The following is a 25696-nucleotide window of genomic DNA, read 5'->3' as shown; positions in this document are numbered from 1 at the left end:
ACTGACGCCGCCTGACGACCCCGGTTGACCTGGGCGGGCCTCGGGCGCATCTGTCGCGCGCCAGACGGCCGGGCGGTCGCCCTGCTCCGCTGAAGCTACGCAGGGCCTGCCCTCCGAGGCCTCGGCGAAGGAGGGAGGAAAGTCCGGGCTCCACGGTGAAGAGGCGGCGGATAACTTCCGCCCGGGGCGACCCGAGGGATAGCGCCACAGAAAGCAAACCGCCGGCGCTTCGGCGCGGGCAAGGGTGAAAGGGTGGGGTAAGAGCCCACCGCGGTCTCGGCAACGCGACCGGCATGGCAAGCCCCGCCTGGAGCAAGACCGAATAGGGGCGTCGCGCGGGCTTCGGTCCGCAGGGTTCACCGCCCGAGACGCCCGGGTTGGTCGCGAGAGCCGGTCCGCAAGGGCCGGCCCAGAGGAATGATCGTCGCCGTTTTTCGGAACGGAACAGAACCCGGCTTACAGGCCGTCTGGCATTTTCCTCCCCATCCCATCCCCAGGCGCGGCGCCCGTTAACCCCTTGGGCGACAAGGCGGCGCATGATCGCTCCACAGGGTGTGAATACTTCAATGTTCCATGTTTGTTCCAGTATAGCGCCGGGCGTGACCAGTCCGCCACAGCCCAATCTTGGTTAAATCGCGTCAACCATTCCCATTGAGACCCATTTGATCCCATGCTATCCCAGTCTCATGAACTGGGGCTGCGTCGCCATCTGACGACGGGATTCTGAAGGGAGCGGGCCGGGCGGCCCGGTGGGGCAGGGCGTGTTTTTCTCGACCTTCGAGAAACAGCTGGACGGCAAGCGCCGGCTCCTGATCCCCCAGGAGTTCCGGACCGCAGACAATGGCGCCGACGCCCGCATCTTCTGCTTCCCCTCCATCGAGGCCGACTGCCTGGAGGCGGGCGGCGACAACCTGCTGGCCACCTATCTGGAAATGATCCGCGGCCTGCCGTTCGGGTCCAAGGAACGGTCGTCCCTGGAATGGCAGGTGCTGGGCGAACAGACGCGACTGGCCTTCGACGGCGGCGGACGGATCACCTTGCCGGAAGGCCTGTGCGCCGAGGCAGGGCTGGGCGAGACGGTGATGATCGTCGGCCTGGGCGACCGGTTCCAGATCTGGAACCGCGACAAATGGGCGGCTCGCCGCGCCGAACAGCGTCAGGCGGCCAAGGACGGCATGGCCCAGCTGGGCGCCCTGCGCCTGGCGGCCCAGCTGAAGGTCGAGGGGGGCGGGCAATGAGCGGCCCCCACGCCCCCGTCCTGCTGGCCGAGGTGATCCAGGCCCTGGCCCCCGCGCCAGGCGATGTGATGATCGACGCCACCTTCGGCGCCGGCGGCTATACCCGCGCCATCCTGGCGACCGGGGCCACCGTCATCGCCCTGGACCGCGACCCGACGGTCCAGCCGCACGCCGAGGCCGTGGCTGCAGACTTCCCGGGCAAATTCCAGCTGGTCCGCACCCCCTTCTCGGGCCTGTCCGAAGCCTTCGCCGGGACGGGCCAGGCGCGGCTGGACGGCGCCGTCTTCGACATCGGCGTCTCATCCATGCAGTTGGACCAGGCCGAGCGGGGCTTCTCCTTCCTGCGCGACGGGCCTCTGGACATGCGGATGTCCGGTGAAGGCGAAAGCGCCGCCGACATCGTCAACGGCTGGGACCACGGCCCCCTGGCCCATATCTTCAAACTGTATGGCGAAGAGCGGCAGTCGGGCCGGATCGCCAGCGTCATCCTGCGCCGCCGGGCCGAGACGCCTTTCACCCGCACCCTGGATCTGGCGGAAACCATCGAAAAGGCCGTCGGCGGCCGTCGCGGCGCGCCTATCCATCCGGCCACCCGCGTGTTCCAGGCTCTGCGCATCGCGGTCAACGACGAACTGGGCGAGCTGACGCGCGGGCTTCAGGCGGCCGAGGCGACCCTGGCGCCCGGCGGGCGGCTGGCGGTCGTCACCTTCCATTCGCTGGAAGACCGGATCGTCAAACAGTTCCTGACCGAACGCACCGGCAATACGCCCGGCGGCTCGCGCCATGCCCCGGTCGCCGTCGACACCCGCCGGCCCAGCTTCACCCTGCAGTTCAAGGGCGCGAGAGAGGCCGGAGAGGCGGAACGCGCCGTCAATCCCCGCGCCCGCTCGGCCCGGCTGCGCGCCGCCGTCCGCACCGACGCCCCGGCCTGGAGGGCGGCGGCATGAGCGCCCTGAACCCCGTCCAGCGCCTGTTCGACTGGAAGATCCGCGGCGTCCGCTGGGTCGAGATCATCGGCGTGGTCTGCGTCGCCCTGATGATTCTGTCGGTCTATGTGGCCAAGGCCGCCGCCGCCCGCGAAAGCGCCCGCATCGGCGACCTGCAGCGCGAAATCTCGGCCAACCGCGAGCGCGTCCGCCTCCTGCGCGCCGAGGTGACCCGGCTGGAGCAGCCGGCCCGGCTGGAGGCCCTGTCGCGCGGCATCGGCATGGCGCCGCTGGATTCCCGGCGTCAGGCCGGCGAGGCCGCCCTGACCGAACTGGCCCCCGATCCGGCCGTGCGCGCCGTCGCCCCCGCCCCCGCCGCCCCGACCGAGCCGGAGGCCGGCCAATGAGCGTGCACGATCCCCACGCCTGGCCGCCCGTGTCCAACCCCGCGCCGCGGCGGCTGGCGCCCGGCTGGCGCTGGATCGCCGAACTGATCTGGCGGCTGGAGCACGCCTTCGAACGCGCCCGCGCCGACGCCCGGCCGGAAGAGGACACCCGCGTCCGCATCTTCCTGATCATGAGCGTCTTCTCGGCGGTCTTCGTCTGCCTGGCCCTGGGCGCGGCCCATGCGGCCCTCCTGGCCGACCGCGGGCGCTTCGCCGGCGGGGCCAATCCCAACGCCCTGGTGCGCGGCGACCTGGTGGACCGGGACGGCCGCCTGCTGGCCACCAACATCACCCACTACGGTCTCTACATCGACCCGGCCGAGGTCTGGGACCGCGCCGCCGCCGCCCGCCAGATCAAGCGCGCCCTGCCGCGCGTGTCCTGGTCGCGCCTGAACCGGGTGCTGAACGGCGAGCGCCGCCTGATCGTCATGCCCGGCCTGACCCCGTCCGAGAAGGCCTCCGTCCACGCCCTGGCGCTGGGCGGGGTGACCTTCGAGCCGGAGGACCGGCGCGTCTATCCCCTGGGAACCTCGGCTGAGCATCTGATCGGCCTCGCCGACACCGGCGGGGAGGGGGTCTCCGGCGCCGAGCTGGCCTTCAACGATGAAATCCGCGCCGCCGGCCGCGCGGGCCAGGACTTCGTCCTGTCCATAGACCTGCGGGTCCAGGGGGTGCTTGAGAACGAACTGGCCGCCGCCGCACTGGAGAATGGGGCGCGGGGCGCCGTGGGGGTGGTCACCGACGTCCACACGGGCGAGGTGCTGGGCATGGCCTCCTGGCCCACCTTCGACCGCGACCGGCGCGGCGCGGCGCCCGAAGGGGCGACCCTGAACCGCTTCACCTCGGCCCACTACGAGATGGGATCGGTGTTCAAATCCTTCACCGTGGCGGCGGGGCTGGATACCGGCCGGGCCGACATGGACACCCTGTTCGACGCCTCCCAGCCCTTCATGATCGGCAATCGCCGCATCACCGACTTCCACGCCCAGAACAAGGTGATGACGCTGGAGGAGGTCTATCTCCACTCGTCCAACATCGGCACCTCGCGCCTGGCGGTCGAGATGGGGCCGGACGTGATGCGCAACTATTTCCAGCGTCTGGGCCTGCTGAACGCCGCCCCGATGGAGCTGAAGGAAAGCGCCCGCCCGACCGTGCCGCGCCGCTGGGACGATTCCACCCTGGCCTCCCTGTCGTTCGGCTATGGCGCCATGATCACCCCGGCCCAACTGGTCGCCGCCTACGGCGCCCTGACCAACGGCGGCCGCTATGTGCCGCTCAGCCTGCGCAAGGGCGGGGCGCGCAATCCCCAGATCCGCCAGGTGGTGTCGGAACAGACCTCCCTGACCATGCTGGACCTGATGCGCCGCAACGTCGTGCGCGGATCGGGCGGCCGGGCCGAGGCGCCGGGCCTGCGCGTCGGGGGCAAGACCGGCTCGGCCAACAAACTGGTGAACGGCCGCTATGACCCGACCCACGCGGTGGGCTCCTTCGCCGCCGTCTTCCCCGCCGACGGGCCGGTGACGGCGCGCCGCTACGCCATCTTCATCCTGGTGGACGAGCCGGCCCACTATCCGCGCACCGGCGGCTTCGTGGCCGCCCCGGCCGTGGGCCGCATCGCCGACCGCATCGCCCCCTTCCTGGGGGTGGAGCGTCGGGCCGACCGCTGGCGCGGCCTGGACGGCAAGGCCCTGCCGCAGGACGCCCAGGTCGCCCAGCGCGCGGAGGGCGCCCTGTGACGGCCCTGAACGGAAGCGCGCTGAAACTGTCCGAACTGCTGCGCCGGGACGTGGCCGCCGACCCGGTCATCACCGGCCTGACCGCCGACAGCCGCAAGGTGGCGCCCGGCGCCCTGTTCGCGGCCCTGCCGGGAACCCAGTCGGACGGCCGCGCCTTCATTCCCCAGGCCCTGGCCAAGGGGGCCGCCGCCGTCCTGGCTCCCGCCGACACCCCGGACGGCGCCGCGCCGGTCCTGGTGACTTCGGGCGATGTGCGCCGGGCCTATGCGATCGCGGCGCGCAGCTTCTACGGCGCCCAGCCGGCGACCTGCGTGGCGGTGACGGGCACCAACGGCAAGACCTCGGTCGCCGCCTTCTGTCGCCAGATCTGGGCCGCCCTGGGCCGCAAGGCCGCCAGCATGGGAACCCTGGGCGTGGTCTATCAGGGTCGGGGGGCGGCCCAGGCCCTGACCGGCCCCGGCCTGACCAGCCCGGACGCCGCAGACGCCGCCCGCCTGCTGGCCGAACTGGCCGGGCAGGGGGTCACCCACCTGGCGCTGGAGGCCTCGTCGCACGGAGTGGACCAGCGGCGGCTGGACGGGGTGGCGCTGAAGGCCGCCGGCTTCACCAACCTGACCCAGGATCACCTCGACTATCACGGCGACATGGCCGCCTATCGCGCGGCCAAACTCAGGCTGTTCGACACCCTGTTGCCGCGCGGGCGCACGGCGGTGCTGAACGCCGATTCCGACGCCTTCAACGCCTTCGCCTCGGCCTCGATCATGGCGGGCGTGGGGGTTATGGGCGTGGGCGAACGCGGGCGCGACCTGACCCTGATCGAACGGCGCGCAGTCGCCGAGGGCCAGCGGCTGATGCTGGACTGCCGCGGCGAACTGCATGAGGTGCTGCTGCCCCTGGCGGGCGGTTTCCAGGCCTCGAACGCCCTGGTCGCGGCGGGCCTGTGCATCGCGGCGGGCGAAGACCCCGCCTCGGTCGTGGCGGCCATGGAGAAGATCCAGGGCGCGGCCGGCCGCCTGCAGCGCATTCCCGGCCCTGGCCGGGGCGAGGTCTATGTCGACTACGCCCATACGCCCGATGGGCTGGAGACCGTCCTGACCGCCCTGCGGCCCCACGCCAGCGGCCGTCTGATCGTCGTCTTCGGCGCCGGGGGCGACCGCGACCGGGTCAAACGGCCGCTGATGGGCGCGGCGGCGGGGCGGCTGGCCGACGTCGCCATCGTCACCGACGACAATCCGCGTTCCGAAGACCCGGCCGCCATCCGCGCCGAGGTGCGCAAGGGCTGTCCCGAGGCCATGGAGATCGGCGACCGCCGCGCGGCCATCGCGGCCGCCATCGAGATGATGCGCGACGGGGATGTGGTGGTCATCGCCGGAAAAGGGCATGAACAGGGTCAGATCGTCGGCGGGACCACCCATCCCTTCGACGACGCCGCCGTGGCTGCCGAGACCCTGAACGCCCATGCCTGACGCTCATCGCCCGCTGTGGACGGCCCCCGAGATCGCCCTGGCCGTCGGCGGTCGGATCGAAGGCGGATCGTTCGAGGCCTCCGGCGTCGCCTACAACAGCCGCGAGATCGTCCCCGGCGACCTGTTCGTGGCCCTGAAGGGCGCGCGCGACGGGCATGAGTTCGCCGCCGGGGCCTTCGCTTCGGGCGCGGTCGGCGCCCTGGTCGAACGGCCGGTCGACGGCGGGCCCTGCATCGTGGTTCCCGATACGCTGAAGGCTCTGGAGGCCCTGGGCGCCGCCGCCCGCGACCGCGCCCCCCACGTCCGCCGCGGCGCCGTGACCGGCAGCGTCGGCAAGACCAGCGTGACCCAGGCGATCAAGGCGGGCCTGGACCTGGCCGGCCCGGCCCACAGTTCGATAAAGAGCTACAACAACCATATCGGCGTGCCCCTGACCCTGGCGCGCATGCATCCTTCGGTCGAACGCGCCGTATTCGAGATCGGCATGAACGCCCCGGGCGAGATCGCGCCCCTGTCGAAGATGGTTCTGCCGCACGCCGCCTGCATCACCACCGTCGGCCCGGTCCATATCGAGGGGTTTTCGGACGGAGAGGCCGGCGTCGCGCGGGAAAAGGCCGCCATCTTCGAAGGCCTGGGCCCCGGCGGGGTCGCGGTGGTCAATGGCGACAACCCCTGGCGCGACCTGCTGCGCTCGGCGGCGCTGAAGGCCGGGGGCCGCATCTCCACCTTCGGGTCAGAGATCGGCCACGACGCCCGACTGATCGACTTCGCCCCCGGCCCTGACGGCGCCCGGGTGACGGCCGAGATCCGGGGCCGCACCCATGTCTTCCCGCTGAAGCAGTCGGGCTTCCACTGGGGGCTGAACAGCCTGGCCGTCATCCTGATGCTGGAGGCGCTGGACGTGCCGGTCGAGACGGCCCTGGCGGCCCTGGCCGACTTCCAGCCCCTGGCCGGTCGGGGCCAGACGCGGCGGGTGACCGTGCCCGGCGGCGCCTTCACCCTGATCGACGAAAGCTACAACGCCAATCCGCTGTCGATGCGCGCGGGGTTCCAGAGCCTGGGCGCCCGCACCCCCGCGCCCGGCGGCCGCCGCGTCGTGGTCCTGACCGACATGCTTGAACTGGGCGACCAGGCCCGCGCCCTGCACGCCGGTCTGGCCGATGTGATCGAGGCCGCCGGGATCGAGGTGGTCCATGCCGCCGGGCCCCAGATGCGCTGGCTGCATCAGGCCGTGGCCCCCGAACGGCGCGGCGAATGGCGCGAGACCGCCGCCGATCTGGCCGAGATCGCCGATGATCTGGTGCGGCCGAACGACATCGTCATGGTCAAGGGATCGAACGGGTCGAGGGCCTCCCTGGTCGCCGCCGCGCTCGCCAATCTCGGGGCCGACCTCGAACGCCGACATGGCCTGAACGACGCGATGGGGAGCGTCTGAATGTTCTATCTGCTCTATCTCTACTACGCCGACGTGGCTCAGGATTACCCCCTGCTGAACCTGGTCCAGTACCAGACGGTGCGCGTCGCCCTGGCCATGCTGACGGCCATGATCGTCGCTGTCGCCATGGGCAGCCGCTTCATCGCCTGGATGCGGGTCAAGCAGGGCAAGGGCCAGCCGATCCGCGACGACGGCCCCGTCACCCACCTCAGCAAGGTCGGCACCCCGACCATGGGCGGGCTGATGATCCTGGCCGGCATCGCCGTGGCCGTCTTCCTGTGGGGCGACCTGACCAATCCCTATATCTGGATCGTCAGCTTCGTGACGGCGGCCTTCGGGGTGCTGGGCTTCATCGACGACTACGCCAAGGTGACCAAACAGACCTCGGCGGGCCTGACCTCGAAACAGAAGCTGGCGGCCCAGACGGTGGTGGCGATCATCGCCGGCGTCATGACCGTGGCCTGGATGACCCTGTCGCCGACCTCGCCGAACCTGGAGACCTCGATCGCCTTTCCGTTCTTCAAGAACGTGCTGCTGAACATCGGCTGGTTCTATGTCGCCTTCGCCGCCTTCACCATCGTCGGCTTCTCCAATGCGGTGAACCTGACCGACGGCCTGGACGGACTGGCCATCGTGCCGGTGATGATGGCCTCGGCCGCCTTCGGCCTGATCGCCTACCTGGTCGGCAATTTCGTCTTCGCCCAGTATCTGGGCGTCCACCATGTGCCGGGGGCGGGCGAACTGGCCATCTTCCTGGCGGCCATCATCGGCGGCGGCGTCGGCTTCCTCTGGTATAACGCCCCGCCGGCCAAGATCTTCATGGGCGACACCGGGTCCCTGGCCCTGGGCGGCGCCCTGGGGGCGGTCGCCGTGGCCACCAAGCACGAGCTGGTGCTGGGCATCGTCGGCGGCCTGTTCGTGGTCGAGGCGGCCTCGGTCATGATCCAGGTCGCCTATTTCAAGGCCACCAAGAAGCGCATCTTCCTGATGGCCCCGATCCACCATCATTTCGAAAAGCTGGGCTGGCCGGAATCGACCGTGGTCATCCGCTTCTGGATCGTGGCCGCCATGCTGGCCCTGATCGGCCTGTCGACGCTGAAACTGCGATGATCCCGGTCCCCGGCTTCCAGGGTCGCCGCGTCGCGGTCTTCGGCCTGGGACGGTCGGGGATCACCGCCGCGCGCGCGCTTCAGGCCGGCGGCGCCCAGCCGGTGCTGTGGGACGACAGCGTCTCCAGTCGCATGCAGGCCCAGGCCGAGGGGTTCGCGGTTCAGGACCTGACCGCCGCCGACTGGTCCGACTTCGCCGCCCTGGTCCTGTCGCCGGGCGCGCCCCTGACCCATCCGAGGCCGCACTGGACCGTCGATAAGGCCCGGAGCGCGGGGGTGGAGGTCATCGGCGACATCGAACTGTTCGCCCGCGCCCTGTCGGCCCTGCCGCAGGACCGCCGGCCGCGCGTGGTCGCCATCACCGGCACCAACGGCAAGTCGACCACCACCGCCCTGATCGGCTGGGTGCTGAAACAGGCGGGGCTGACGGTTCATGTCGGCGGCAACATTGGCATCGGCGTCCTGGCCCTGCCGGCCCTGACTCCGCGTCCGGAACGCGGACCTCCTGGTCCGCATGTCGCCGACGGCGCGGGGGCCGTTCCGGAGGCGGACCTGGAGGTCCGCGCTCCCCACACGATCTATGTGATCGAGGTGTCCAGCTATCAGCTGGACCTGACCACGACCTTCGCGCCGGATGTGGCGATCCTGACCAACATCAGCCCCGACCATCTGGACCGTCATGGCGGCATGGAGGGCTATGTCGCGGCCAAGGCGCGGATATTCCGGAACCTTAAACCATGGGCGACCGCCCTCGTCGGCGTTGACGAAGCGGCTGGCCTGGGGATCGCCGAAACCCTGGGGGCCAGGGCGCGGATGGTTTCGACCGCCGACCTGCCTCTGGCCCAGATCAGGGCGTCGGCCGGTCGCCTGTCGGTGGATGATGAATCCGTCGATTTCTCCGCCGCCCGATCCCTGCCCGGCCGCCACAACGCCCAGAACGCCGCCTTCGCCTATGCCGCCGCCCGCGCCCTGGGGGTCGATCACGCCACGGCGCTGAAAGGCCTGCTCAGTTTCCCCGGCCTCGCCCATCGCATGGAGCCGGTCGGCCGCCTCGGCCGCGTCCGCTTCGTCAACGATTCCAAGGCCACCAACGCCGACGCCGCGCGCCAGGCCCTGTCCAGTTACGACCGCGTCTTCTGGATCGCCGGCGGCCGCGCCAAGGCGGGCGGGATCGACGACCTGTCCGATCTGTTCCCGCGCGTGACCGAGGCTTTCCTGATCGGCGAGGCGGCCGGGCCGTTCGCTGCGGCTCTGGGAGACACGCCGCACCGCATCAGCGGCGACATGGAGACCGCCGTCCGCGCCGCGGCCCAGGCCGCCGCCGCCACCGGCCGCGAAGAGGTGGTCCTGCTCAGTCCCGCCGCCGCCAGTTTCGACCAGTATCCGGACTTCGAGGCCCGGGGCGAGGCCTTCCGCGCCGCCGTCCTGGCCCTGGGCGCCCGTCCGGAGGAAGGCTGAACATGACCACCCCGTCCTGGTCACACCCTTTCTCGCGCAATGACCAGAGCCTGGTCGCCCAATGGTTCTGGACGGTCGATCGCGGCCTGCTGTCGGCCGCCCTGGCCCTGGTCGGCCTGGGGGTGGCCCTCAGCTTCGCCTCCAGCCCCGCGGCCATACTGGCCGACGAATCGATCCGGGATCCCTTCCACTATTCCTGGCGCATGATCGTCTTCGCCGCGGCGGGGGTGGGGATGATGCTGACCGCCTCCCTGCTGTCGCCGCGCGGGGTGCGTCGCATCGCCGTCCTGGGCCTTTTGGGGGCGGTCTTCGTCATGGCCCTGCTGCCGGTCATCGGCGACACGGTGAAGGGCGCCGCCCGCTGGGTGAACCTGGGGCCGTTCAGCCTCCAGCCCAGCGAGTTCGCCAAGCCCTGTCTGATCGTCTTCGCCGCCTGGATGTTCGCCGAATCGCAGAAAGGCCAGGGGGTGCCCGGCGTCTCCATCGCCTTCGCCGCCTGGGGCCTGACCGTGGCCCTGCTGCTGATCCAGCCCGATATCGGCCAGACCTTGTTGATCACCACCACCTTCATGGCCGTCTTCTTCATGGCCGGGGTGCCGTTGAAATGGGTCATGGGGATCGCCGCCGCCGGGGCCGCCGGCCTGGTCGGCATCTTCCTCAGCTTCAGCCATTTCCGCGACCGGCTGGCGGCGCACGGATCGGCCGACGCCGACGCCACCTTCCAGATCGACCGCGCCAGCGAGGCCATCCGCGCCGGTGGCCTGATCGGGCGCGGCGTGGGCGAGGGGGTGATGAAACGCTATGTCCCCGACCTGCACACCGACTTCATCTATTCGGTCGGCGCCGAGGAGTTCGGCCTGGTCCTGTCCCTGGCCATGATCGGCCTTTACGCCTTCATCGTGGTGCGCGGCATGCGGCGGGCGATGAAGCTGGTCGATCCCTTTGCCCAGACGGCGGCGGCGGGCCTGTTCGTCCTGATCGGCCTGCAGGCCTGCATCAACATCGCCGTCAACCTGAACCTGATCCCGACCAAGGGCATGACCCTGCCCTTCATCAGCTATGGCGGATCGTCCATGCTGGCCATGGGGCTGACCATGGGGTTCGCCCTGGCCCTGACCCGGCGCCGTCCGGGGGCCTATGAACCGGGCGCCGCCCTGGCGCCGCGCCGCCGCCTGATCCCGTGAGGAGCCCCGTGCCGTCCAAGCTCTGCATCGTCGCCGCCGGGGGCACCGGCGGTCATATGTTCCCGGCCGAGGCCCTGGCGCGCGAGATGGCGGCGCGCGGCTGGCGCGTGGTGCTGGCCACCGATGCGCGCGGTGAACGCTACGCCCAGGCCTTTCCGGCCGAGGAAAGACTGGCCCTGGACGCCGCCACCGGCTCGGGCTCCCTCGGCCTGGTGAAGGCCGGTCTGGCGATCCTGAAGGGGGTGACCCAGGCGCGCCGGGCCTTCCGGCGCCTGGACGCGGGCGTCGTCGTCGGTTTCGGCGGCTATCCGTCGGCCCCGGCCCTGGTCGCCGCCCTGGTCGATGGCCTGCCCACGGTGATCCATGAGCAGAACGCGGTGCTGGGCCGGACCAACCGGATGCTGGCGCCGCGGGTCAGGGCGGTGGCCTCCTCCTTCTCGACCCTGGGCCGCGCCGCCCCGGCCGTCGTGGCCCGCGCCCAGGTGGTCGGCAGCCCGGTGCGCGCCGAGATCGCCGCCCTGATGGACCGCGCATACGCCCCGCCCGCGCCGGACGGCCCGATCGAAGTGCTGGTCACCGGCGGCAGCCAGGGCGCCCGCCTGTTGTCCGAGGCCGTGCCCGCCGCCCTGGCGCAACTGCCGCCCGATCTGCGCGCCCGGCTGAAGGTGCGCCAGCAAAGCCGCCCCGACGCCATGGAGGCCGCGCGCCAGACCTATCTGGAGGCGGGGGTCCAGGCCGAGGTCGCCCCCTTCTTCCGCGACATGGCGGGTCTTTTGGCGTCCGCCCACCTGGTGATCGGCCGGGCCGGGGCCTCGACCTGTTCGGAACTGGCTGTGGCGGGCCGGCCCTCGGTCCTGGTCCCGCTGAAGATCGCCACCGACGACCACCAGACGCTGAACGCCCGCGCCCTGGTGGAGGCCGGGGCCGCCGTGGTCATCGCCGAGGATGACCTGACGCCCGCACGCCTGGCCGAGACCCTGGCGCCCCTGCTGTCCGATCCGGCGCGACTGGCGGCCATGTCCGCCGCCGCCCGGTCCGCCGCCATCCCCGACGCCGCGCGGCGCCTGGCCGATCTGGTCGAGGCGACGGCGGGCTGATCCTTGGATCAGCGGGCCTCCAGACGCGCCCGGCCCAGCCGCACCGCCGCCTCGGCGGTGGCGGCGTCCGCGGCGGGTGGCGCGGCGGCGCAGGCGACGGCGGCCAGTTCCGCCGCATCCCCGCCGGGCGCCAGGGGTTCGGGCGCGCCGTTGACGGGGGTGATCGGCCCCTCGGCCCCGTCCGCGGCCAGGGCGGCGAAATCCAGTCTCTGCCCCGTTCGCGCCTCGCAGTCGAACCGCCACCAGGACCAGCCGCCCCAATAGGATTTGTCGCCCGCGGTGAAGTCCGCGTCCGCGACCTGCAGCGACCGCATCCGCACCGCGCCCTCGCCGTCGGCCGTGATCGAGGCCGCGTCGGCGAACATGGCCCAGCGCCCGACCCCGGTCAGCACCAGCTGCGGCGTGGCCTGGACCAGGGCTGCCGCGACCACCAGGGCGATCACGCCTCCACCATCCGCTCGGCCTGGCTCAGATCGACGCTGACCAGTTGCGACACCCCCCGCTCGGGCATGGTCACGCCATACAGGCGGTCCATCCGGCTCATGGTCACCGGATTGTGGGTGATGACGATGAAGCGGGTATCGGTGCGCTTTCGCATCTCGTCCAGCATGCGGCAGAAGCGGTCGACATTGGCGTCGTCCAGTGGTGCGTCCACCTCGTCCAGCACGCAGACGGGGGCGGGGTTGGCCAGGAAGACCGCGAAGATCAGGGCCGCCGCCGTCAGGGCCTGTTCGCCCCCGCTCATCAGGCTCATGACCGACAGCCGCTTGCCCGGCGGGCAGGCGTAGATTTCCAGCCCGGCCTCCAGCGGATCGTCCGACTCGACCAGTTTCAGCTCGGCCTGGCCGCCGCCGAACAGGGCCTCGAACAGGGCCTTGAAATTGTCGTTGATGATGTCGAAGGCGGCGATCAGACGTTCGCGCCCCTCGGCGTTCAGTTCGTCGATGCCGTCGCGCAGCTTGGCGATGGCCTGGGTCAGGTCGCTGCGCTCCTCGCGCATGGCGTTCAGGCGGTCGCCGTATTCCGTCGCCTCTTCCTCGGCCCTCAGGTTGACGGCGCCCAGGGCCTCGCGCTCGCGCTCCAGGCCGTACAGCAGGCTTTCTGCCCCGGCGGCGTCGGGCGGGCGGGCGATAGCGTCGTCGTTCAGCTTCTGGCCCAGTTCCTCGGGCGACATCTGGGCCGTCTCGCGCACCTGATTGGCGGCGTCCAGCAGGCGCTCGGCGGCGGCCTCGGCGCGGGCCGACAGACCGGCGCGGGCCTCGCGCGCCTGGCCGGCGGCGGCCTCGGCGGCGCGGGCGGCGCGGTCGGCCTCGCCCGCTTCCCCCTCGGCGACCGACAGGGCGTCGGCCGCGGCCGACCGGCGCGTCTCGGCCGTGGTCAGCGTATCCAGCAGGCGGGCGCGCTGTTCGGCGAAACCGGCGGGCGCCGTCTCGGCCTGGGTCTTCTGCTGGGCGGTCTTTTCCGCGTCCTTTTCCAGCGTTCCGATGCGGACGCGGGCGTCGCGGGCGCGGTTGGACCAGCCGTCGCGTTCGCGGGTCAGACCGTCCAGACGCGACTGGCGCGCCGCCCCCTCCCGCGCCTCGGCGTCGCGTTCGGCGCGGGCGGCCGCGGCGGCGGCGCGGGCCGTCTCGGCGCCTTGGCGCGCAGCTGCCAATTCACCGCGCAGGGCGTCCAGCGTCTCGGACGGCGCCTCGGTTCCCGACGCCTCGTCCAGGGCGGCCTGCGCCGCCTCGGCCTCTTCGCTCAGGCGCGCCAGGGCGTCGTCCAGGGCCTGGGCCCGCGCCTCTTTCCGCGCCTGGTCCCGCGTCAGGGCCTCCAGCCGGTCGCGCGCGGCGCCGACGGCCTTGTCCAGGGGGAAGGGGGCCGCGCGGGCGGTCTTCACCGCCTCGTCGGCGGCGCGCAGGGCCTCGACCGCCGCCTTCATCGCGGCCTGCGCCGTTTCCAGCGCCGGCTTGCCCGTGTCGATCTCGCTTTCCAGTTCCGCCAGCCGTGTGCGCTGGGCCAGGCGCACCGCCGCCGGCCGCGGCGCCTCGGCCCGCTGGACGAAGCCATCCCAGCGGTAGAGGTCGCCCTCGACCGTCACCAGGCGCGCCCCGACCGGCAGGCTCCTGGCCAAGCCCGCCGCCGCATCCCGCGCCACAACCCCGCACAGGGCCAGGCGCGCCGCCAATTGATCCGGCGCCCGCACATGGGCCGACAGCGCTGTCACCCCCTTGGGCCAGTCCGGCGTCGGGACCGTCGCCCCCGCCCAATAGGCCGCCGCCCTGGCGTCCAGGGCCGCGTCCAGATCGTCGCCCAGAGCGGCGGCCAATGCCGCCTCATAACCCTTGTCCGCCGCCACGCTTTCCAGCGCCGGGGCGTGCTCGCGCCGTGCGGTGACCAGCAGTTGCGCCAGGCCCCGCGCCTCGGTCTGCAACCGGCCCAGCCGGTCCTCGGCCGCCCGCGCCGCCTGCCGCGCCTCGGCCTCGGCCCGCGCCCGGTCGCCGCGATCCGCCTCCGCCGCCTCGACCGCCGCCCGCGCCGCCGCCAGATCGGCCTGGGCCGCTTCCAGCGCCTTTTGCGCCGCCGCGATCTGGGGCGTCTCCAGCGGCCCCAGGGCCTCGCGCTCGCGCCGGGCGTTTGTCAGCGCCTGTTCCGCCCGCGTCACCCGCGCCTCGGCGTCGCGTTTGCGGGCCGTCTCGGCCGAGACCCGCGCCTCGACCGCCGCCACGGCCCCGGCCACCCGTTCGACCTCGGCGTCGGCGGCACGGCGGGCGTCTTCCGCCGCATTGAGGGCGGCCTCCAGTTCGGGCCCGCGTTCGGGGGCGGCGGCGATCTCGGCGTTCAGGGCCTCCAGGGCGGCGGCGACGCGCGCCAGCTCACCTTCCGCATCGGCGGCCATGCCGGTTTCGCGTTCGATGTCGGCGTTAATGCGGGCCGCCTCGGCGCCCAGTCGTTCGATCTCGGCCCGCGCCGCCTGTTCGGCCATGTCTAGCCGGTCGCGTTCCAGCGACGCGCGGTGCAGCAGGGCGGCCGCCACCGCATCCTCTTCCCGCGCGGGTTTCAGCGCCTCCTGGGACTTAAGGGCCGCCGTCTGGGCCGCCGCCGAGGCCTTGGCCGTCTCGGCCACCGCTGTATCCGCCGCACGCAATTCGTCCGCCGCAGCCTCGGCCGCCACCCGCGCGTCGTTCCAGCGGACATAGAGCAGCGCCGCCTGCAAGGCGCGGATCTCGGCGCTGATCTTCTTGTATTTCTCGGCCTGGCGCGCCTCGCGCTTCAGCCGGCCCAGCGCGGTCTCCAGTTCGCGGCCGATGTCGTCCAGCCGTTCCAGATTGGTTTCCGCCGCCCGCAGACGCAGTTCCGCCTCGTGCCGCCGGGTGTGCAGGCCGGCCACGCCCCCGGCCTCTTCCAGGATGCGACGGCGGTTCTGGGGCTTGGCGGCGATCAGTTCGCTGATCTGCCCCTGCCGCACCAGGGCCGGGCTGTTGGCGCCGGTCGAGGCGTCGGCGAACAGCAGCTGCACATCCCGCGCCCGCACCTCCTTGCCGTTGATGCGATAGGTCGAGCCCTGGCCCCGGTCGATGCGGCGCGACACCTCCAGGACCGCCGCATCTGTGAACGGCTGCGGCGCCCGCCTCTGGGCGTTGTCGATGGTCAGCTGGACCTCGGCGTGGCTGCGCGGCGGGCGGCCCGAGGCGCCGGCGAAGATGACGTCGTCCATGCCCTGGCCGCGCATGGCCTTGGCCGAGTTGGCGCCCATGACCCAGCGCAGGCTTTCCAGCACGTTCGACTTGCCGCAGCCATTGGGGCCGACCACCCCGGTCAGGCCCGGCTCGATATGCACCTCGGTCGGATCGACGAAGGATTTGAAGCCGACGAGCCTCAGGCGCTGGAACTGCATCCCAGCCCTCTTACCGCCCTTCCTCGGCGGTGCGGATGGCGATCTCCAGCCCGCCCAGCGAGCGGTCGTGCACCCGCCGCCCGTTGACGAAGAAGGCCGGGGTGGTGGTCGCCCCCGCCGCGGCGCCGGCGGCGATCTCGGCCTCCAGGAAGGTCTTGATCTCGGGGCGGGCCACACAGGTGTCGATCTGGGCGCGGGTGCGGCCGCTGGCGGCCACGGCGGCGTCGAACCAGGCGCCCTGGTCCCCGCCGCGCAGGATGGCCGGCTGGCCGTCGAACAGGGCGTCGGCGGTGTCGAAGAACCGCTCGGGCGCCGCGCACCGCGCCAGGGCGGCGGCCGGGATCGACAGCTCGGCCGGCGGCGTCGGCATGTTGCGGATCACCATCCTGACCCGGCCCGTGTCGATGAAGCGGCGCTTGAACTCGGGCCAGACCAGGGCGTGCCAGTCGCCGCAGACGTGGCAGGTGAAGCTGGCGTATTCGATCACGGTCACGGGCGCATCGTCCCGGCCCATGACGCGGTCGTTGGCGTGGACCGCCGGCACGGGGGCGACCGGCGCGTCCTGGCGCGTCATGGCGCCGGCCCCGATCAGGACCGCCGCCGTGGCCAGGATGCGCGCCAGCGTCCGCATCGGGATCAGCCCTTGGCCAGCTCGGCCTCGATGGCCTTGGTCAGGTCCTCGATGGACGCGCCCTCGCCGCCGGGGGTCACCACCTGGACGCCGTTGACGAAGAAGGCGGGAGTGCCGGTCACCCCGGCCGCCTGGGCCTCGCGGATGCGGCCTTCCATGGCCTTGATGGCGTCGGCGTCGCGCACGCAGTCCTCGAACTGCTGGTCGCTCAGCCCGGCGGCGTTGGCCGTCCGCAGCAGCCAGCCGCGCGGCCCGCCGCTGCCGGCCACCATCTCCTGCTGGGTGGCCATCAGCTGGTGCACCACGTCGAAATATTTGTCCTTGCCGGCGCAGCGCGCGACCAGGAAGCCGGCCGTGGCCACCTCGACCGGCGGGGTCGGCAGTTCGCGGAAGACATAGCGGACCTTGTTGTTGTCCACGAACTGGGCCTTGAACTGGGGCCAGGTGTTCTCCTGCCAGGCGGCGCAGTGCGGGCAGGTGACCGAGGCGTATTCCACCACCGTGACCTTGGCCCCCTCGGCGGCGCCCAGGGCCATGTCGCCCTCGGCCGCGCCGCCGGCCTTGCCGCCGCCGCATCCCGACAGGGTCGCCATCGCCGCCAGGGCCGCGGCCGTCATCGCCGCGCGGCGGCTCATCGAAGCATATCGGGTCATGGGTCTTCCTCGGGTTTTGCGGATCATCGCGCGATTCCCCCACGGACGCGCGCGCTCAAGGTTCCCACAGTCGAGAACAGGGATGGCGACTTTTTGTCAACGGAAAGGGTTGTTGCGGATCACGGGCGGCGACAGTTCGTCCCGCCTCTTGATGGCCATGCCATGCAGGGTTTGCGCGCCCACCAGGAGGAACATCACGGGAAACAGTTCGAAGTAGGTTGGCAGCCGATGGATTCCCCACGCCTGCGCCGCATATCCTTCCAGCCTGGCGTATAGCGCCGCGTTCAGCGACGTTGCCGTCAGCAGAAACACCGGCCACCATACCAGGTTGACCACAATATTGACCGGCCGGGGCAGCCGTCGGCCGAAGGCCATGGCCAGAGGGTCGAGGCCGGACATCTAGCCGCCGCCCCCCAGCACCGCCCGCCCCAGCTTCCTCAACGCCGCCTTCAGCCCCTCCGGCGCCGGTTCAACCGCCCTGGCCAGTTCCGCCTCGGTCTCGGCGGGCAGGGGCGGGGGCCTGGCGGACCGGCGGGGCTTGGCGGCCGCCTCGGTCAGGGGTTTGACCGGTCCCTGGGCGATCCTCAGCTTCTCGACCGATCCGGCGCCCAGGAACAGGTTCACCCGGCTCAGGATCTCCGCCGACTGGTGCTGGACCAGCAGGGCCGCCGGCCCGGCGACGCGCAGTTCCAGCACCCCGCCGCTTCCGCCCCGGCCCTTGGACAGTTTCTGCGGCCGGGTGACGCGCGCCAGCTGGTCGCCGACGATCTCGCGCCAGCGCGGCTCCAGCGCGCCCGCCCCGCGCCCGAACTGATCGTCCAGACCCTTCACCAGTTTCTGCAGATGCCGACCGGCCTTGGGCGCGGGCCGCGGCGCCGGGCGGGTGCGTCGCCGCGCCAGGATCTCGCGGGCCTCGGCTTCGGTGGGCAGGGGGCGGCGCATGGGACCATGATAGCCGTCATCCTCGGGCTTGTCCCGAGGACCCATCGTTGTGCGTTCTCGAAGCGTGATGATCCTTCCGGAGACTCTGATCGTCCGCGATCAGGGCCCGGTCGCCATGGGTCCTCGGGACAAGCCCGAGGATGACGGAGTATGAGGGGCGCGATGGACATCCCCGCGCTGCGCGCCGCCCTGCTGGACTGGTATGACGCCCAGGCGCGGGCTCTGCCGTGGCGCGCGCCGCCCGGGTCGGGACGCCGAACCGATCCCTATCGCGTCTGGCTGTCCGAGGTGATGCTGCAGCAGACGACGGTTCCGCACGCCGCCCCCTATTTCCACGCCTTCACCGGCCGCTGGCCCACGGTCGCCGACCTGGCGGGGGCGGACGACGCGGACGTCATGGCCGCCTGGGCCGGCCTGGGCTACTACGCCCGCGCGCGCAACATGCTGAAGGCCGCCCGCGCCGTGGCGGCCGATCACGGCGGCGTCTTTCCCGACACCGAGGTTGGGCTGCTGGCCCTGCCGGGGGTGGGCGCCTATACCGCCGCCGCCGTGGCCGCCATCGCCTTCGACCGGCCCGCCAATGTGGTGGACGGCAATGTCGGGCGGGTCATGGCTCGGCTCTTCGCCGTGGAGACGCCTCTGCCGAAGGCCCGGCCCGAACTGCGCCGCCTGGCCGGGTCCCTGGTTGCCGACGACCGGCCCGGAGACTGGGCCCAGGCGCTGATGGACCTGGGCGCGACCCTCTGCCGGCCCCGGTCGCCCCTGTGCGGCCAATGCCCCGTTTCGGCCTTCTGCCAGGCCCGCAGGACCGGCGACCCCGCCCGCTATCCGCTGAAGACACCGAAGGCCGACCGCCCCCGCCGTCAGGGGGTGGCCTGGGTCGTCATCGACACTCAGGGCCGCGTCGGCCTGGTCCGCCGTCCCGAGCGGGGCCTGCTGGGCGGCATGCTGGGCCTGCCGACCTCCGACTGGTCGGCGGCCCCTGCCGAGACGCGGCCGCCCCTCGCCGCCGACTGGCGCGCGGCCGGCTCGGTCGAGCATGTCTTCACCCATTTCGCCCTGACCCTGGACGTCCTGACCGCCCGCGCCCCGGCGTCGGACCTGATCTGGACCGACCCGGCCCAGGCCCGCCGCGCCCTGCCGACCGTCTTCCGCAAAGCCCTGGACCGCGCCCTGGGCTAGCGGTTCGATCGCACCGCCACCTTTCCGCGCCGGTTTTCGGGCATCACCACCGTGTGGCCGTCGATGCGTTGGAAATTAAGATCGATGCGCGCCTCTCCGACCTGAAGATCGGTGACGTTCAGCCTGTCGATCCCGGCGGGCAGGACGGGGTCGTCGACCTCGATCACCCCCTCGACCGCGTCGATACGGACCCCCAGCGCCGCCTGCAGCATCAGGAAGACCGACCCCGCCGCCCAGGCCTGGGGCAGGCAGGCGACCGGATAGGCGATCGGCGGTTCGCCCGGCTGGCGCTCGAAGCCACAGAACAGTTCCGGCAGCCGCAGGTGGAAATGCATCGCCGCCGCATAGATTTCGCCCAGCAGCAGGGCCACCGCGTCCCGCTCTCCGTATCGCGCCATGCCGGCGGCGGCCAGGGCGGTGTCGTGCGGCCAGACCGAGCCGTTGTGATAGCTCATCGGATTGAACCGCGCCTGGCCCGTCGCCAGGGTCCGCAGGCCCCAGCCGGACCGGAACTCGGCGCCCAGCAGCCGGTGCGCCACCCGCGCCGCCCGCTCCGGCGACGGCAGGCCGGTGAACAGCAGATGGCCGGCGTTGGAGGCGATCGACCGGCACGGTTCCCCGTCGCCGTCCAGGGCGATGGCGTAGAAACCCTCGTCCTCCATCCAGAACCGGGTCTCGACCCGGTGGCACAGGGCGTCGGCCCGCTCGTCCCACTCCATCCGGCGCGGATCGCCGATGATCTCGGCCAGGTCGCCCATGGCCCGCCACGCCGCCCAGGCGTAGCCCTGGACCTCCAAGAGGGCGACCGGTCCCTTGGGAAAGCGGCCGTCGGCGTGGAAGATGGAATCCTCGGAATCCTTCCAGCCCTGGTTCGACAGCCCTGTCTCGGCCGCGCGGGCGTAGTCGATCAGGCCGTCGCCATTGCTGTCGCCATAGTCGCGCATCCAGTCCGCCGCCGCGACCAGATGGGGCCACAGCCGCCGGATCAACTCGAAATCCCCTGTCCGCTTCGCATAGGCGCCGGCCAGGGCCACGAACAGGCAGGTGGTGTCCACGCCCCCGTAGTACAGGCCGAACGGCACCTCCTTCAGGGCCGCCATCTCGCCCCCGCGCGTCTCGTGCATGATCTTGCCCGGCTGGGCGTCCATGAAGGCCGAGACCTCGGTCGCCTGGCGCGACGCCAGATAGGTCAGCACCCCCCTGGCCAGGCTGGGATCCAGCCACAGCATCTGCCAGGCGCAGAGGATCCCGTCGCGCCCGAACGGGGTCGAGAACCAGGGCGTCCCGGCATAGGGATAGGGTCCGGTCGGCAGGTCGGTGGTCAGAAGCGCCACGTCCGCACGGCTCTGGTCCAGCCAGTCGTTGAAGCGCGGGCTGCGCGGTCCCCGCACCGAGGCGCCGCGCCGCCGCTTGGCCCGCATGTGCAACTGGGCCTGCACCGCCGCCCGCCGGAACCGATCCGCGTCCGGCGCCTCGCAGCGATCCACCCCGCACTCCAGATACAGGTCGTGCCGCCCGCCCCGGGGCAGGGTGACCATGAACTCGGCCCGGCCGCCGTTCAGCCGGTGCGGCGGCTCGGAGAAGGCCAGGCAGCTGACCCGCTCCACCGCGTCCAGGCCGCGATAGCGGAAGGTCACCCGCCGCCCGTCGTGCGTCGGCGGCTCGGCCGTCCCGCGTTTCAGCCGCGGCGTGCCGCGCACCTGGAAGATATCGGCGAAATCGGCCGCGAAATCGAAGGCCAGGGGCGCCCACAGGTCCTCGATCCCGTGGTTGGTCAGCCGCACCCGCTCATACAGCCGGCCCTGCCAGACGAAGCGCCGCCGCTCGACATGCATGACTCCCGCCGGGGTGCGGTGCTCGCCCATCGGCGGCAGGGCGCGGTTGGTCGAATGGCAGGTGAAATAGACATTGTCCTGCGACACGCCCGAACTCAGCCGCGACGGCCGCGCCCCGCCTATGGTCAGGATCAGGCGCGACAGCATCCGGGTGTCGTTGGCGAACAGGCCGTCGGCCCCGCCCCTCAGGTCGCCCCAGCCGTCGGCGACCAGGAACAGGTCGCCGTCCTTCAGCGCCATCAGCTGCTCGACCGAGCCGCCGGCGTCGGTCGTGTCGGGCATAGCCAGGTTCACGCTGTAGGCGTCGTCCATGAAGGCTCCGTCGTCGGCGTCGGCGATCAGACTCGCCCTTCAATGCGGCGCCATCGCGGTCACATTGGTACGCTAATGGACAAGACCCCCGGTCGGTTCAGCGCTCAGGCCGGGACGGCGAAGCTGCGCGCCTCGTCCAGAGGCCGGATCGGCGCCACCACCTCGGGCATGGGCGCCTCGGCGAAGGGCTTGCGCGCCAGGATGTCGCCATACACATCGAGATACCGCCGGGCCATGGCCGTGGCCGAGAAGCGCAGGTCGAACCGGGCCCGGATCGCCTGCCGGTCCAGCAAATGGGCCCGACCGGCCGCCGCCACCGCCTGTTCGACCGTATCGACCAGGAAGCCGGTTTCGCCGTCCTCGATCACCTCGGGCGTCGAGCCGCAGCGCAAGGCCACCACCGGCGTCCCGCAGGCCATGGCCTCGATCATCACCAGGCCGAACGGCTCGGGCCAGTCGATGGGGAACAGCAGGGCCTCCGCCCCGCCCAGGAAGGCCGACTTCTGATGGTCGCCGATCTCGCCGACGAATTCGACCAGGGGACTGGCCTCGACCATCGGCCTGATGACCGTCTCCCAATAGACCTTGTCGGCGGCGTCGACCTTGGCCGCCATCTTCAGCGGCCTGTTCAGCTTGGCCGCGATCTCGATGGCCCGATCCGGCCGCTTCTCCGGCGAGATCCGGCCCAGGAAGGCCAGATAGCCGTCCGACTTCGAGGAGAACCGATAAAGGTCGCCCGGCATGCCGTGATGAACGGTCGCCTTCCAGTTGGCGCGGGGCAGGGGCCGGCGCTGATCGTCCGAGATCGACACCAGGCCGAACTGGGACCAGCGGTCGTACACCTGGGGCAAGTCCTTCATGTCCAGCCGCCCGTGAAGGGTCGTCACCGTCCTGTCGGCCCAGCGCCGGAAGAAGGGGAAATGCACCATGTCGGTGTGGAAATGGATGATGTCGAACTCGTCCGCCCGGTCCATCACCTGGGCCAGCATGGTCATGTGCGCCGCCAGGTCCGACTTCAGCGGCGCCGGGTCCAGCCTCAGGGCCTGGTCGCGCACCGGGGCCAGCCGCGCCCGCGTCTGGGCGTCGGCGCTGGCGAACAGGGTGACGTCGTGCCCCAGGTCGACCAGGGCTTCGGTCAGATGGGCGACGACGCGTTCGGTGCCGCCATACAGTCTGGGCGGCACGGCTTCATAAAGGGGCGTGACCTGGGCGATTTTCATGTGGGAAACTCCGGCGCGGGACACATGTCCGCGCTGCTCCCTCAATCCTCCGGAGCGACCCCGGTTCCGCGCGCCGGACGCCGAATTTCAAACGTGAAGACGGGCGCTTAAGGCCAAGCTGGCGCCCGTCACTGCATCCCGGCGCGGACCTGTTCCCTCAGGGCGTCGATCGACTTGAACCCCTGGTCCGACTTGAAGCGCCAGTAGGTCCAGCCGTTGCAGGCCGGGGCGTTTTCCAGCAGGGCGCCCAGCTTGTGGATCGAGCCGGTCAGGGCGCCGTGGACCAGGGACCCGTCCGCCCGCACCCGCGCCTCGCGTTCGCCCTTGGGACAATACAGCCGATCACCCGGCCGCAGCAGCCCAGCCTCGACCAGGGCCCCGAACGGCACCTTGGGCTCGGCCTTCTTCGATCCCATGACCGTCAGGTCCTCGGGCGCGGCCGGGACCACGGCCTTGATCCGCTTTTCGGCCACCTTGGCGTAGCCCTCATCCCGCTCGATGCCGATGAAATGCCGCCCCAGCCGTTTGGCCGCCGCCCCCGTCGTACCCGTGCCGAAGAAGGGGTCCAACACCACGTCGCCCGGCCGTGTGGCGGCCAGCAGCACCCGGTGCAGCAGGGCCTCGGGCTTCTGGGTCGGATGAGCCTTCTTGCCGTCGGCGTCCTTGATCCGCTCCTCGCCCGTGCACAGGGCGAAGGTCCAGTCGGACCGCATCTGGGTGTCTTCGTTGAAGGCCTTCAGCGCGTCATAGTTGAAGGTGTAGCGCTTCTGCTCGCGCGATTTGGCGGCCCAGATCAGGGTCTCGTGCGCATTGGTGAAGCGCGTGCCCTTGAAGTTCGGCATCGGGTTCGACTTGCGCCAGATGATGTCGTTCAGCACCCAGAACCCCAGGTCCTGGATCGCCGACCCCAGACGGAAGACGTTGTGATAGCTGCCGATCACCCAGATCGACCCTTCCGGTTTCAGCACCCGGCGGCATTCCTTCAGCCAGTCGCGGCAGAAGGCGTCATAGGCGGCGAAGCTCTCGAACTGGTCCCAGTCGTCATCGACCGCATCGACCTTGGAATTGTCGGGCCGCAGCAGGTCGCCGCCCAGCTGGAGGTTATAGGGCGGGTCGGCGAACACCATATCGACGCAGGCGTCGGGCATCGACCGCAGCACCTCGATGCAGTCGCCGCGATGGATGACGTCGGTCTTGAACTCGGACATGGCTCGGCCCCGGCAAACTCAGGGCCGCCACGGTGAATCCTTACGGTTAAGGCGGGGTTGATTCCTTGACAGAACCCCTCCGTCTCGTCGGCTACGCCGCCGATCCACCTCCCCATCGCTGGCGCGACAGGGAGGAGACGGTCGCCATGTCTCCTCCCCACGGCGTGGGGAGGGGGACCGCGAAGCGGTGGAGGGGTTCTTGTCGCGCCCTCGTGCATTCGATCATCGACCCCGCTAAGACGCCTCAATGATCGCTCGCCTACGCCCCGTCCCCTTCGACCTCGGCCCCGTCCATTTCGTGGGCATCGGCGGCATCGGCATGAGCGGCATCGCCGAGATCATGCTGAAGATCGGCTATCGGGTTCAGGGGTCCGACGCCAAGGCCAGCGCAAACACCGAACGGCTGGAGCGGCTGGGCGCGCGCATCTTCATCGGCCACGACGCCGAACATGTCGGCGAGGGGGTTTCGGCCGTCGTCTATTCCACGGCGGTCAAGGCCGACAACGCCGAACTGGTCGAGGCGCGCCGGCGGCGGATTCCCCTGGTCCGCCGGGCCGAGATGCTGGCCGAGCTGATGCGGCTGCAGTTCTCGATCGGTGTGGGCGGCACCCACGGCAAGACCACCACCACCTCCATGGTCGCCAGCCTTCTGGACGCCGCCGGCATGGACCCGACCGTGGTCAACGGCGGCATCATCAACGCCTATGGCACGAATGCGAAAGTCGGCGACGGCGACTGGATCGTGGTCGAGGCGGACGAAAGCGACGGCAGCTTCCTGCGCCTGAAATGCACCGTCGCCATCATCACCAACATCGACCCGGAACACCTGGACCACTACGGCGACTTCGACGCGGTGCGTAAGGCCTTCTGCGACTTCATCGAGGACATTCCCTTCTACGGCTTCGGCGTGGTCTGCCTGGACCATCCGGAGGTCCAGCGCCTGGTCTCGCGCATCGACAACCGGCGGCTGGTCACCTATGGCCTGAACCCCCAGGCCATGGTCCGGGCCGAGAACGTGACCATGGGGGCCGACGGCGCCCGGTTCGACGTGGTCATCCAGAACGGCGAGGCGCACCGGATCGAGGGCGTCCGCCTGCCCATGACCGGGGCCCACAATCTGTCGAACGCCCTGGCCGCCATCGCCGTGGCGCGTGAGCTTCAGGTGGACGACGACGCCATCCGCGCCGGCCTGGCCGGGTTCGGCGGGGTCCGCCGCCGCTTCACCACCACCGGGGTGGCCCGGGGGGTGCGGATCATCGACGACTACGGCCACCACCCGGTCGAGATCGCCGCCGTGCTGAAGGCCGCGCGCGAGGTGGTCCAGGGCGAGGACGCCGGCGGCCGCGTGGTCGCCGTGGTCCAGCCGCACCGCTTCACCCGCCTGCGCGACCTGATGGACGATTTCTCGACCTGTTTCTCCGAGGCGGATTCGGTGCTGGTCGCCGACGTCTATCCGGCCGGAGAGGCGCCGATCGAGGGGGTCGACAAACACGCCCTGGTCGAAGGGGTGCGCCGCTTCGGCCATCGTCAGGTCCAGGCGCTGGAAGGCCCCGCCGCCCTGGCCCAGGCGATCGCGGCCGAAACCCGGCCCGGCGACCTGGTGGTCCTTCTGGGCGCCGGCGACATCACCCAGTGGGCCTATGCCCTTCCGGCCCAGCTGGAGGCCCTGGCTTGAGCCTTGCGGCCCTCGCGCCTGTCCCGTTTCATCGAGAGGGCGACAACCCTATATCCATGCGAT

21 protein-coding genes and 1 other RNA gene are annotated in these 25696 nt (G+C 71.2%); 13 read left to right on the top strand and 9 right to left on the bottom strand.

The window, feature by feature from the left end; translation table 11 throughout:
- The first annotated feature begins 60 nt into the window (after positions 1-60).
- From rnpB to murG, 11 genes are all read left to right on the top strand, one after another.
- Positions 61-475: RNase P RNA component class A (gene rnpB / locus KF910_RS08335), an RNA gene on the top strand.
- Between the two features lie 286 nt (positions 476-761).
- A complete protein-coding gene (locus KF910_RS08330) occupies positions 762-1238 on the top strand; it encodes a division/cell wall cluster transcriptional repressor MraZ (protein WP_292260496.1) in 477 nt (158 codons plus the stop codon).
- Positions 1235-2185 (top strand): 16S rRNA (cytosine(1402)-N(4))-methyltransferase RsmH, encoded by a 951-nt coding sequence (gene rsmH / locus KF910_RS08325; protein ID WP_292260494.1) that lies wholly within the window; start codon positions 1235-1237, stop codon positions 2183-2185. The genes KF910_RS08330 and rsmH overlap by 4 nt, the downstream gene beginning before the upstream one ends.
- Positions 2182-2571, top strand: coding sequence for a cell division protein FtsL (gene ftsL / locus KF910_RS08320; RefSeq protein WP_292260491.1), 390 nt, complete (start codon positions 2182-2184; stop codon positions 2569-2571). The genes rsmH and ftsL overlap by 4 nt, the downstream gene beginning before the upstream one ends.
- Complete coding sequence (locus KF910_RS08315; RefSeq protein WP_292260489.1) at positions 2568-4346, top strand: peptidoglycan D,D-transpeptidase FtsI family protein; 1779 nt, start codon at positions 2568-2570, stop codon at positions 4344-4346. The genes ftsL and KF910_RS08315 overlap by 4 nt, the downstream gene beginning before the upstream one ends.
- On the top strand, positions 4343-5812 hold the full coding sequence (locus tag KF910_RS08310) for a UDP-N-acetylmuramoyl-L-alanyl-D-glutamate--2,6-diaminopimelate ligase (protein WP_292260486.1): 1470 nt from the start codon (positions 4343-4345) through the stop codon (positions 5810-5812). The genes KF910_RS08315 and KF910_RS08310 overlap by 4 nt, the downstream gene beginning before the upstream one ends.
- Positions 5805-7247 carry a UDP-N-acetylmuramoyl-tripeptide--D-alanyl-D-alanine ligase gene (locus KF910_RS08305; protein ID WP_292260483.1) on the top strand — a complete coding sequence of 481 codons (1443 nt, stop codon included), beginning with the start codon at positions 5805-5807 and terminating at the stop codon, positions 7245-7247. Before KF910_RS08310 ends, KF910_RS08305 begins: the two co-directional genes overlap by 8 nt.
- Positions 7248-8357: a phospho-N-acetylmuramoyl-pentapeptide-transferase gene (gene mraY / locus KF910_RS08300; protein ID WP_292260481.1), complete on the top strand. Its 1110-nt coding sequence runs from the start codon at positions 7248-7250 to the stop codon at positions 8355-8357.
- On the top strand, positions 8354-9814 hold the full coding sequence (murD, locus tag KF910_RS08295) for a UDP-N-acetylmuramoyl-L-alanine--D-glutamate ligase (protein ID WP_292260478.1): 1461 nt from the start codon (positions 8354-8356) through the stop codon (positions 9812-9814). Before mraY ends, murD begins: the two co-directional genes overlap by 4 nt.
- A 2-nt stretch (positions 9815-9816) precedes the next feature.
- Positions 9817-10998 carry an FtsW/RodA/SpoVE family cell cycle protein gene (locus KF910_RS08290; protein ID WP_292260475.1) on the top strand — a complete coding sequence of 394 codons (1182 nt, stop codon included), beginning with the start codon at positions 9817-9819 and terminating at the stop codon, positions 10996-10998.
- A gap of 8 nt (positions 10999-11006) precedes the next feature.
- Entirely contained in the window at positions 11007-12095 is a 1089-nt protein-coding gene (gene murG, locus KF910_RS08285; RefSeq protein ID WP_292260472.1) for an undecaprenyldiphospho-muramoylpentapeptide beta-N-acetylglucosaminyltransferase, read from the top strand.
- An 8-nt stretch (positions 12096-12103) separates the two neighbouring features.
- Here the strand turns inward: murG and KF910_RS08280 are convergent, their stop codons facing one another.
- From KF910_RS08280 to KF910_RS08255, 6 genes are all read right to left on the bottom strand, one after another.
- Positions 12104-12538, bottom strand: coding sequence for a hypothetical protein (locus KF910_RS08280; protein WP_292260469.1), 435 nt, complete (start codon positions 12536-12538; stop codon positions 12104-12106).
- Complete coding sequence (gene smc, locus KF910_RS08275; protein WP_292260466.1) at positions 12535-15975, bottom strand: chromosome segregation protein SMC; 3441 nt, start codon at positions 15973-15975, stop codon at positions 12535-12537. Before smc ends, KF910_RS08280 begins: the two co-directional genes overlap by 4 nt.
- A 10-nt stretch (positions 15976-15985) precedes the next feature.
- Positions 15986-16606 (bottom strand): thioredoxin domain-containing protein, encoded by a 621-nt coding sequence (locus KF910_RS08270; RefSeq protein ID WP_292260463.1) that lies wholly within the window; start codon positions 16604-16606, stop codon positions 15986-15988.
- Positions 16607-16611: 5 nt separating this feature from the next.
- A complete protein-coding gene (locus KF910_RS08265) occupies positions 16612-17259 on the bottom strand; it encodes a DsbA family protein (RefSeq protein ID WP_292260460.1) in 648 nt (215 codons plus the stop codon).
- A gap of 96 nt (positions 17260-17355) precedes the next feature.
- Positions 17356-17658, bottom strand: a complete 303-nt coding sequence (locus KF910_RS08260; RefSeq protein WP_292260457.1) for a hypothetical protein — start codon at positions 17656-17658, stop codon at positions 17356-17358.
- Positions 17659-18201: a DUF721 domain-containing protein gene (locus tag KF910_RS08255; RefSeq protein WP_292260454.1), complete on the bottom strand. Its 543-nt coding sequence runs from the start codon at positions 18199-18201 to the stop codon at positions 17659-17661.
- 162 nt (positions 18202-18363) lie between these two features.
- Between KF910_RS08255 and mutY the strand changes: the two genes are divergently transcribed.
- Positions 18364-19383 carry an A/G-specific adenine glycosylase gene (mutY, locus tag KF910_RS08250; RefSeq protein ID WP_292260452.1) on the top strand — a complete coding sequence of 340 codons (1020 nt, stop codon included), beginning with the start codon at positions 18364-18366 and terminating at the stop codon, positions 19381-19383.
- On the opposite strand, the gene KF910_RS08245 is transcribed toward mutY, so the two are convergent.
- The 3 genes from KF910_RS08245 to KF910_RS08235 form a co-directional block, all read right to left on the bottom strand.
- Entirely contained in the window at positions 19380-21530 is a 2151-nt protein-coding gene (locus KF910_RS08245; RefSeq protein WP_292260449.1) for an amylo-alpha-1,6-glucosidase, read from the bottom strand. The genes mutY and KF910_RS08245 overlap by 4 nt on opposite strands.
- A gap of 104 nt (positions 21531-21634) precedes the next feature.
- Positions 21635-22750, bottom strand: coding sequence for a glycosyltransferase family 4 protein (locus KF910_RS08240; RefSeq protein WP_292260446.1), 1116 nt, complete (start codon positions 22748-22750; stop codon positions 21635-21637).
- Between the two features lie 128 nt (positions 22751-22878).
- Positions 22879-23958, bottom strand: a complete 1080-nt coding sequence (locus tag KF910_RS08235; RefSeq protein ID WP_292260443.1) for a site-specific DNA-methyltransferase — start codon at positions 23956-23958, stop codon at positions 22879-22881.
- Between the two features lie 247 nt (positions 23959-24205).
- Between KF910_RS08235 and murC the strand changes: the two genes are divergently transcribed.
- Positions 24206-25633 carry a UDP-N-acetylmuramate--L-alanine ligase gene (gene murC, locus KF910_RS08230; RefSeq protein WP_292260440.1) on the top strand — a complete coding sequence of 476 codons (1428 nt, stop codon included), beginning with the start codon at positions 24206-24208 and terminating at the stop codon, positions 25631-25633.
- The last annotated feature ends 63 nt before the right edge of the window (positions 25634-25696 follow it).

Source organism: Brevundimonas sp. (assembly GCF_019636155.1).
Classification (GTDB): Bacteria; Pseudomonadota; Alphaproteobacteria; order Caulobacterales; family Caulobacteraceae; genus Brevundimonas.
This window is presented reverse-complemented; position numbering and strand designations above follow the sequence as displayed.